At 48.3% G+C, this 8,974-nt stretch carries 8 protein-coding genes; 4 read left to right on the forward strand and 4 right to left on the reverse strand.

Features of this window, described 5'->3' with window-relative positions; all coding sequences use genetic code 11:
• Positions 1-220: 220 nt before the first annotated feature.
• From HKN79_03410 to HKN79_03420, 3 genes are all read left to right on the forward strand, one after another.
• Positions 221-1,750, forward strand: coding sequence for a GH3 auxin-responsive promoter family protein (locus HKN79_03410; GenBank protein ID NNC82600.1), 1,530 nt, complete (start codon positions 221-223; stop codon positions 1,748-1,750).
• Positions 1,747-2,529, forward strand: a complete 783-nt coding sequence (locus HKN79_03415) for a hypothetical protein (GenBank protein NNC82601.1) — start codon at positions 1,747-1,749, stop codon at positions 2,527-2,529. Before HKN79_03410 ends, HKN79_03415 begins: the two co-directional genes overlap by 4 nt.
• A 69-nt stretch (positions 2,530-2,598) precedes the next feature.
• Entirely contained in the window at positions 2,599-3,222 is a 624-nt protein-coding gene (locus HKN79_03420) for a deoxynucleoside kinase (GenBank protein NNC82602.1), read from the forward strand.
• A 90-nt stretch (positions 3,223-3,312) separates the two neighbouring features.
• Here the strand turns inward: HKN79_03420 and HKN79_03425 are convergent, their stop codons facing one another.
• The 4 genes from HKN79_03425 to HKN79_03440 all read right to left on the reverse strand — a co-directional run bounded on the left by HKN79_03425 (position 3,313) and on the right by HKN79_03440 (position 8,382).
• Positions 3,313-6,117, reverse strand: a complete 2,805-nt coding sequence (locus HKN79_03425) for a sodium-translocating pyrophosphatase (protein ID NNC82603.1) — start codon at positions 6,115-6,117, stop codon at positions 3,313-3,315.
• A gap of 179 nt (positions 6,118-6,296) precedes the next feature.
• Complete coding sequence (locus HKN79_03430; GenBank protein ID NNC82604.1) at positions 6,297-6,668, reverse strand: hypothetical protein; 372 nt, start codon at positions 6,666-6,668, stop codon at positions 6,297-6,299.
• 1 nt (position 6,669) lies between these two features.
• Positions 6,670-7,365, reverse strand: coding sequence for a hypothetical protein (locus tag HKN79_03435; protein NNC82605.1), 696 nt, complete (start codon positions 7,363-7,365; stop codon positions 6,670-6,672).
• Between the two features lie 36 nt (positions 7,366-7,401).
• On the reverse strand, positions 7,402-8,382 hold the full coding sequence (locus tag HKN79_03440) for a pyruvate dehydrogenase complex E1 component subunit beta (GenBank protein NNC82606.1): 981 nt from the start codon (positions 8,380-8,382) through the stop codon (positions 7,402-7,404).
• 176 nt (positions 8,383-8,558) lie between these two features.
• Between HKN79_03440 and HKN79_03445 the strand changes: the two genes are divergently transcribed.
• Positions 8,559-8,974: electron transfer flavoprotein beta subunit/FixA family protein (locus HKN79_03445; protein NNC82607.1), on the forward strand; the 416-nt coding region annotated here is incomplete at its 3' end.

The following is an 8,974-nucleotide window of genomic DNA, read 5'->3' on the forward strand; positions in this document are numbered from 1 at the left end:
TCGATGTGCTGAAAGAACTAAGCGGTTCGGATATGGGGCTGTATCGTAAGGTGAAAGCCTATCAGGATATCACCTCATGGAGTGGGATACAAGCACGTCTCCCCTTCCTCATTGAGATCAAGTGAAATGAGTCATACAGACTCACCAGATTAGGAAAAGAGACATTTTCCTACTGAACTCATATACAAAGACGTACTGAGGGCTTATTTTTGGAAGAATGTTGCTCGCATTCTCCACCATATTCGGCTGGCTGATCAAGAAGAGGGTCCACCAGATAGAACTCTTCATGAAATTCCCACATGAAGTTCAGCGGGATGTCCTGGATCAACTGACCACACAGGCGCAGCATACGCGATTCGGAAAACGCTACGATTTCAAGAATGTTAGCTCGGTCGCTGATTTCAAACGTGCAGTTCCGCTCCAGACCTACGATGACATCAAAAAGGATGTTGCCCTCATGATGGAAGGAGAACCGGATGTCCTCTGGCCGGGAGAGACCAAGTGGTTTGCAAAAAGTAGTGGGACCACCAATGATCGCAGTAAACTCATCCCAGTCTCCACAGACTCGCTTGAAGACTGTCATTTCAAAGGGGGGAAAGACCTCCTAGGCCTTCACGTCAATAATCACCCGAAATCCAAGATTTACAACGGAAAGACCTTAGTGCTGGGTGGTAGCAGTCAGATGCATGAGATCCGAGAAGATTCGTATACGGGTGACCTCTCTGCCATCATCATCAAGAATCTTCCCCTTTGGGTGGAGTTCCGCAGGATTCCTGGACGGGATATCGCCTTGCACGATAACTGGGAAGAGAAGATGGAGAAAATGGCCCTCTCCAGCATGAATGAAGATGTAACTGTGATATCCGGTGTACCTAGCTGGACACTGGTACTCATCAATAGAATTCTGGAATTGAAGGGAACAGACAATCTACTGGACGTATGGCCCAATCTAGAACTCTACATGCATGGAGGGGTCAGCTTCGAACCCTATCGCTCGCAATATGAGCGCATCATCCCAGATAAGAACATGCAGTATATCCAGACCTACAATGCCTCCGAAGGGTTCTTCGGAATACAGGATAGACCCGGTGTGGATGATATGCTGCTGATGTTGGACTACGGTATCTTCTACGAGTTCATACCCCTCGAAGAAATGGACAAGGAACACCCCCGAAGTGTAGGGCTGGATGAAGTCGAAAAAGGCAAGGTGTATGAATTGGTCATCAGCACCAATGGAGGCCTCTGGCGATACCGCATCGGAGATACGGTGGAGTTCACCGGAGTGAAGCCCTATCGCATCAAGGTGGCCGGACGTACAAAACAGCACATCAATGTTTTCGGGGAGGAACTGATGATAGACAATGTAGAACGCGGACTACGCATTGCATGCGAAAAATGTGGCGCAGAGGTAGCTGACTACACCGTAGGGCCGATCTTCATGGAGAACCGTAAGAATGGTGGGCATGAATGGCTGATCGAATTCACTCAGCAACCTGCGGATATCAACGCTTTTGGTCTTGAGTTGGATCATGCCTTGCGTACACTCAACTCTGACTACGATGCCAAACGCACCAAGGACTTCAATCTCAGATCACCGGTCATACGGGTGATGCCCTCTGGCACGTTCTATGATTGGATGCGCTCTAGAGGCAAGCTGGGCGGTCAGCACAAGGTGCCCAGACTATCGAATACCAGAGTACATATCGAGTCTATATTGGAGGGAACAGCCTCATATGCAAGCGTATCATGAGAGTCTTACTGCTCTTCATGACCTGTGGGATACACGCTCTCGGGATGAGCCAGTATGCCATCGAACATCATTCATTCAAGGTCAATAATCTAGGTCAGATACTCACCCTCTCCGATGAAGGTCTGGACCTCTATTCACCGGAGGGCCGACTGATGAAGCACTTTTCGGAGGACCTATTGGGTGAAATGAGTACCATCGATAGAAGCTCATCTCTGGAGTCACTCATCTTCTACAAGGACATTCCCGGCTTCCAGTTAGTGGATAACACCTTGAGCCCTCACGCTCCGTTATATGATCTCAATCAGGCCGGTTATCCCAATGTGACAGCCGTGTGCATTTCCAATGACAATAGCTTTTGGGCCTATGATGCCGTACAGTTCGAGGTATTCCGATTCGATGAGAATTTCGAGATACTGGAAAGAAGTGGAAATCTGGCTGTTATTCTAGGCAATGACCTCCAGCCAATCAGTATGAGTATCTCAGGCAACAAGCTCTATATAGCTGACCCGCAACTCGGGGTAGTCGTCTTCGACTATTTTGCCAATCACCTGCTCACACTTCCCTTTGATGGAAAGCTGAGTGATATGGACGTAACAGATGACGCGGTGTATGTGAGTACTCACAAGAGTATCATCCGAAGTGACAAGAAGGGCTTACTTCCCCTACGTGAGGCCGATCTCCCTTCAGAAGTCCAAGCATTCGATGTAGAGAAAGGCAAGGTCTATTGGGGAGATGGAAATATCATCCATAGCGTGGATCTCAATTCACTATTCGACTGAGTTATTCACATTTGACGGGTCTTCGCTGCTCTTTCCCTAACTTCGTGTAAGACGTAAAAAGGAGACAAAATGCATATCGCAATAGCAGGAAATATCGGTTCTGGAAAGACTACCTTGACCAATCTACTGGCCAAACACTACAAATGGGATGCTCACTTCGAGGAAGTGGAAGACAATCCCTATTTAAATGACTTCTACAACGATATGCAACGTTGGTCTTTCAACCTGCAGATCTATTTTCTGAATAGCAGATTCAATCAGATTATCGAACTGCGTGAGAATTCCAAGGATATCATCCAGGACCGGACGATCTACGAGGATGCGCACATCTTCGCACCCAACCTGCATGCTATGGGATTGATGACCACACGTGATTTTGAGAACTACTTCTCGCTCTTCCGATCCATGGAGGCCTTCATCGGTCCACCGGATCTTCTCATTTATCTACGTGCGAGCGTTCCTACGTTGGTCAACAACATCCAGCAGCGTGGAAGAGAGTATGAAGAAGCCATTCGCTTGGACTATCTCAAGCGACTCAATGAAAGATACGAAGCTTGGGTATCAACCTATGATGCAGGGAACTTGTTGATCATCGATGTGGACAACAACCGCTTCAGAGATGACAAAGAGGATCTAGGAGAAATCATCAATGCAGTGGATTCTGAGATCCACGGTCTATTCGAACCTGCGTGATAGGCTGAAAGGAAATCCTTCAAAAGGAAATGAACAAAAGAAAAGGGCGGTCGAATGACCGCCCTTTCTCATTTCAATACTTGATATTCCTTATCTCAATGACATGATGACCTTGACTCCTATCTCATCACTGATCATATCGTCTCCCAGATCTTCAAAGAAAGACCCAGATCCATATTTAACATCATACTTCGAGCGGTCAAAGGTCATTTTAGCCTCGAGAAGGTATCCTCCATCGGTTTTGGTCAGATATCCTTCGAAACCTTCTCGATCGCTCTTACCTCTAAGAGTGAGTACTCCTTTACCATTGATACTATTGCTATTCACTCCTTCGTCAATAGCAATAGGTTCGATCTCAAAGCTGGCCTCAGGGTATTCGTCTACCGCGAAGAAATCATCAGACTTGAGGTGACCGGTCAGCTTTGTATTCTTTTCATCGGATTGATCCGTGGCCTGTAAAGTTGTCATATCCAACACAACCGTACCTGAGATCACTCCCTCTTCTACCCTGACTTCGCCCTTCTTTCCTTGTATCGTGCCAGAATGGTTAGCACCGGTGATCTTAGAACCGAACCACTGTGCCTGAATATCCTCACCACTCAGCTCAAATCCTTCATTATTGATGAGCAGTGTGGATTTAGGCCCAGCCGAGCTGGTAAGTGCAGTATGCTGAACACCATCTACAGTGGTCACTTTTACCGCGGTTTCGATATCTGACGCATTGTGTGCGTTTCCATGTGCCCCTTGCCCGCTCATCTCTCCAAGAATCGGTGCGATGACCAGTCCGACCAAGCAGGTCAGCTTGATCAAGATATTCATCGAAGGACCTGAGGTGTCTTTGAACGGATCACCTACTGTATCACCAGTTACCGCAGCCTTATGTGCCTCAGATCCCTTATAGGTCATCTCACCATCGATCATCACTCCCGCTTCAAACGATTTCTTGGCGTTATCCCAAGCTCCACCGGCATTGTTCTGGAAGATGGCCCACAACACACCAGAGACCAGTACACCTGCCATATACGCTCCAAGAGCTTCTGCTCCCATTATGAAACCAACGAGGATAGGTGTGATGATGGTTATCGCACCCGGTAGCATCATTTCTCTGAGAGCTGCTTTGGTAGAGATGTCTACACATTTACCATACTCGGGTTTGCCTGTCCCTTCCATGATTCCAGGAATCTCCTTGAACTGTCTGCGTACTTCCTTGACCATCTCCATGGCCGCCTTACCTACCGATCGCATGGCAAGTGCAGAGAATACGACTGGGATCATTCCTCCCACAAATAAGGCAGCGAGTACATCAGCCTTATAGATATTGATACCCTCGATACCTGTGAATGTCACATAAGCCGCAAAAAGTGCCAGAGCTGTCAATGCAGCTGAAGCAATCGCAAATCCTTTTCCTATGGCTGCGGTCGTGTTACCTACAGAATCAAGAATGTCCGTACGTTCCCTCACCTCTTCCGGTAGACCACTCATCTCAGCTACACCCCCCGCATTGTCCGCGATCGGTCCGAATGCATCGATGGCCAACTGCATAGCCGTGGTCGCCATCATAGCCGAAGCTGCAATGGACACCCCATAGAATCCAGCCATCTCATAGGCTCCCCAGATAGCTCCTGCAAATAGGAGGATGGGATACAAGGTGGAGATCATCCCGGTAGAAAGACCAGCGATGATATTGGTAGCTGCTCCTGTACTCGAGTTCTGTACAATTTCCAAGACCGGTTTCTTTCCCAGACCCGTATAGTATTCTGTCATATAGGAGATAGCTCCTCCTACGAAGAGCCCGATAAGCACAGCCCAGAAAACGTCCATTGAAGTGACTGTGACAATTCCTTCACCGAAGAAATCCATTTGCATCTGTTCAGGAAGCATCCATTGGATCACGAAGAATGAAGCTACAGCAGTGAGAAGGATGGACGCCCAGTTCCCTCTGTTCAAGGCACCTTGTACTTGGCTTTCTTTTGCGTCATTGTCTTTGATGCTTATGAACATCGTACCGATGATGGAGAAGATGATCCCCAAACCAGCAATGATCAACGGAAGCATGATTGTCCCGATACCACCGAACTCATCTACAATAGAACCGCCCATATCCCGGATGACGTAGTTACCCAGCACCATAGCGGCAAGCATAGTGGCCACATAAGAACCGAAAAGGTCAGCTCCCATACCGGCTACGTCCCCTACGTTGTCACCCACATTATCTGCGATGGTCGCAGGGTTTCTTGGGTCATCCTCAGGAATTCCAGCTTCTACTTTACCTACGAGGTCAGCACCTACATCTGCTGCTTTTGTATAGATACCTCCACCAACACGGGCAAAGAGTGCGATGGACTCAGCTCCTAGAGAGAATCCAGCCAAGGTCTCGAGTACCACTGTCATCATATCGGTACCTCCTTGAGACCAATCGCCTCCCATGAAAAAGCTGAAGAGGAAGATGAATAGCATGCTCAATCCCAGAACTGCCAATCCGGCTACTCCTAAGCCCATCACGGTACCTCCACTGAAAGACACTTTCAAAGCTTGAGGAAGGCTGGTTCGAGCGGCTTGAGTAGTACGAACGTTGGCAGCCGTGGCTACACGCATACCTATATTACCAGCGACAGCGGAAAAAATCGCACCTATCACGAATGCCACCACGATGAACCAGTGTGTGGTCTCGACCATACTACTGACCACCCCTAAGAGGATACCTGCTATCACTACGAAGATCATCAAGACCCTGTATTCTGCATGTAAAAAGGCTAGAGCGCCTTCTCGAATGTGATTGGCCAAAGTCTGCATTTTCTCATCTCCAGCGTCCTGTGCATTGACCCAGCGTGACTTGATGACCATGACGATCAGGCCTATCAAGGCCATCAGTGGTACTAAGTATATCGTTTCCATCTGCTCTAATTGATTTATAAGCGTTTGAGAATAAAATCCTTACCCCTGAAAAAGGGGCTGCAAAAATATGATTTTGTCTATTCAGGGCAAATAGAGTCATGTCTACTCGCTCGATCATCAGGAATTCTATGTGGACAAACCGTAAATAAGACTAAAAAAGAGAATGAATCTGTGTAGGATCAGTCGTTGAGCGCACCACTCTCTATCCAACGCTGTATCTGCGTGATATCGCAGGCCGGGATCTTGGGAGCATTATCCGGCATGGGCGAGCAACCTGAAGCATGAGTGATGGTGCAGATCAGAGAGCCATTGTCCACTTGTTGCTTCACGCCATTGTACGTTTCCAGGTTAACTCCAGCTGTCGGACTGGTGCCTCCATGACATCCCGTGCAGTGCTGGTCCAATATCTGGGAGACTTTGACCGAATAGCTCGAAACTGTAGTGGTGTCGCAGAACTGGTCGGGATAGAGTTCTTCCTCGATATCATAATAGCACGAGTTCGACCCAGTGATCAATAGAACAATAACTATGGCACCTAATGAATATCTCATCTCAATTATCTGGAGCTCCATCATCGATCCACTGCTGTATCATGTCGCGCTCGCACTGGGGGAGTTGATTACCGTTATAAGGCATGGGTACATAACCAGGTTCTGCATTGAGGACCTCTATCAAATAGTTATTGTCCACCAAGAATCTGACCTCATCGTAATTGGTCAAGGATAGATTTGCCTCTGGATCGGTCCCACTATGGCACCCTTCACATTTGTTCTGAATCAGTGGGAAGACCGTTCCTGAGAAAGATACCTCTGGATAATCACAATTGACGCAACCGTTATTTGGAGCACCTTGCTCTATCCATTGTCCGATCAGATCGATCTGCTCTTGAGAAAGTGGAGCCTCTGATGGAGGAGGCATGATCTTATCCGGATCGGTCTCGGTGATCAGCTCATAGATATCACCCTCATCCGTATCGAAGGGGACCAGCTCTCCAGAACCCAGTATGTTGCTGTAGCTATCCAGCACGATTCCATCCTCGGCCGTAGCAGCATCATGACAGCCACTCAGTGCGCAGCTCGACTGGAATAATGGGAGGATCTGATTGGAGAAATACACGCTATCTGCATCGCATTCTTGTGCTATTGTAGTTCCTCCCTCTGGAGGAATCACTTCTGGAACCAATGGCTCATGCTTACATGCACAGAGAGAGAGTACAGAGAGGCAGATCAAGATTCGGACTGACCACATTCTATCGATAAAGTTAATAGAATGCACATCTAGCACTCATCCGATGTATGACACATCCTTGGCAGCCTGCACTACGTCACTGATCTGCGGGAGGGCTTCTTCGATCAATGGCATCGAGAATGCAAATGGTGTATCCGACATACATAATCTGCGAATGGGTGCATCCAGATAATCGAATGCGTGTCGCTGTACGCGATAGCTGATCTCCGTACTGACCGAACTCACTGGATGACTCTCCTCCAAAATGATGAGTCGATTGGTCTTCTTCACGGACTCTACTATAGTGTCTATATCCAATGGGCGGATGGTTCTTAGGTCGATCACCTCGGCACTGACCCCCTGCTTCTCAAGCTCCCCTGCTGCAGCGAGAGCTGTCTTCATGATCTTACCAAAAGAGACGATGGTCACATCGTCCCCTTGTTTCTTGACATCGGCCACTCCGATCGGAATCAGGTATTCTCCTTCGGGAATCTCCCCTGTATCACCGTACATACGCTCTGACTCCATAACGATCACGGGATCATCATCACGGATAGCTGACTTCAACAATCCCTTGGCATCTGCTGGATTGGATGGGGTGACCACCTTCAGTCCAGGCCAATGGGAATACATGGACTCAAAGCTCTGAGAATGGGTAGCGGCCAACTGACCTGCTTGTCCGTTAGGCCCTCTGAATACGATAGGGACATGGAACTGTCCTCCTGACATCTGCAGCATCTTAGCTGCACAGTTGATGATCTGGTCAGCAGCTAGAATGGCAAAGTTCCAGGTCATGAACTCAACGATAGGTCGAAGTCCATTCATCGCAGCACCAACTGCGATTCCCGCAAAACCCAATTCTGCGATAGGAGTATCGATGACACGCTCTGGACCGAACTCATCCAACATTCCTTTACTGGCCTTGTAGGCCCCATTGTACTCGGCCACCTCTTCTCCGAGTAGGAAAACATTCTTATCCCTGCGCATCTCCTCACTCATGGCCTCACACACTGCCTCTCTGAACTGGACTTCTCTCATGACGTCTGTTATCTTGGTTTGACGGATGCCAAAAGTACATAGACCGCGGCAATTCCAAAGGGCTTTCTCAAGTCTATCACCCCCACTCTATGCACTGCATATGATGTGTACTCCAGACAGCGGTTCTGTGCCTTTCATCTTCTTACATTTGCGCCACTTTAAAAAAAGAGCTCCACATGAAATTTTTGGTCTGCATCAGCAAGGTCCCCGATACCACATCACGGATAGCCTTCACCGACAACGATACCGCCTTTGATGAAAAGGACGTGCAGTTCATCATCAACCCCTATGATGAGTGGTATGCCTTGGTAAGGGCACTGGAACTGAAAGAAGCGCATGGAGGTAGCGTAACTACCATCACGGTGGGTGATGCGAGCAACGATGCTATCATCCGTAAGGCCTTGGCCATCGGTGCGGATGATGCTGTGCGGATCGATACAGAGGCTAAAGACCCGGCTTACACGGCTCAGCAGATCGCTGACTATGCGAAGGATAAGGGCTACGATATCATTCTCTGCGGAAAGGAGACCATCGATTATAATGGTTCTCAAGTAGGTGGAATGGTCGCAGAACTGCTCGACATCCCCTACAT

Source organism: Flavobacteriales bacterium, from assembly GCA_013001705.1.
Classification (GTDB): Bacteria; Bacteroidota; Bacteroidia; order Flavobacteriales_D; family JABDKJ01; genus JABDLZ01.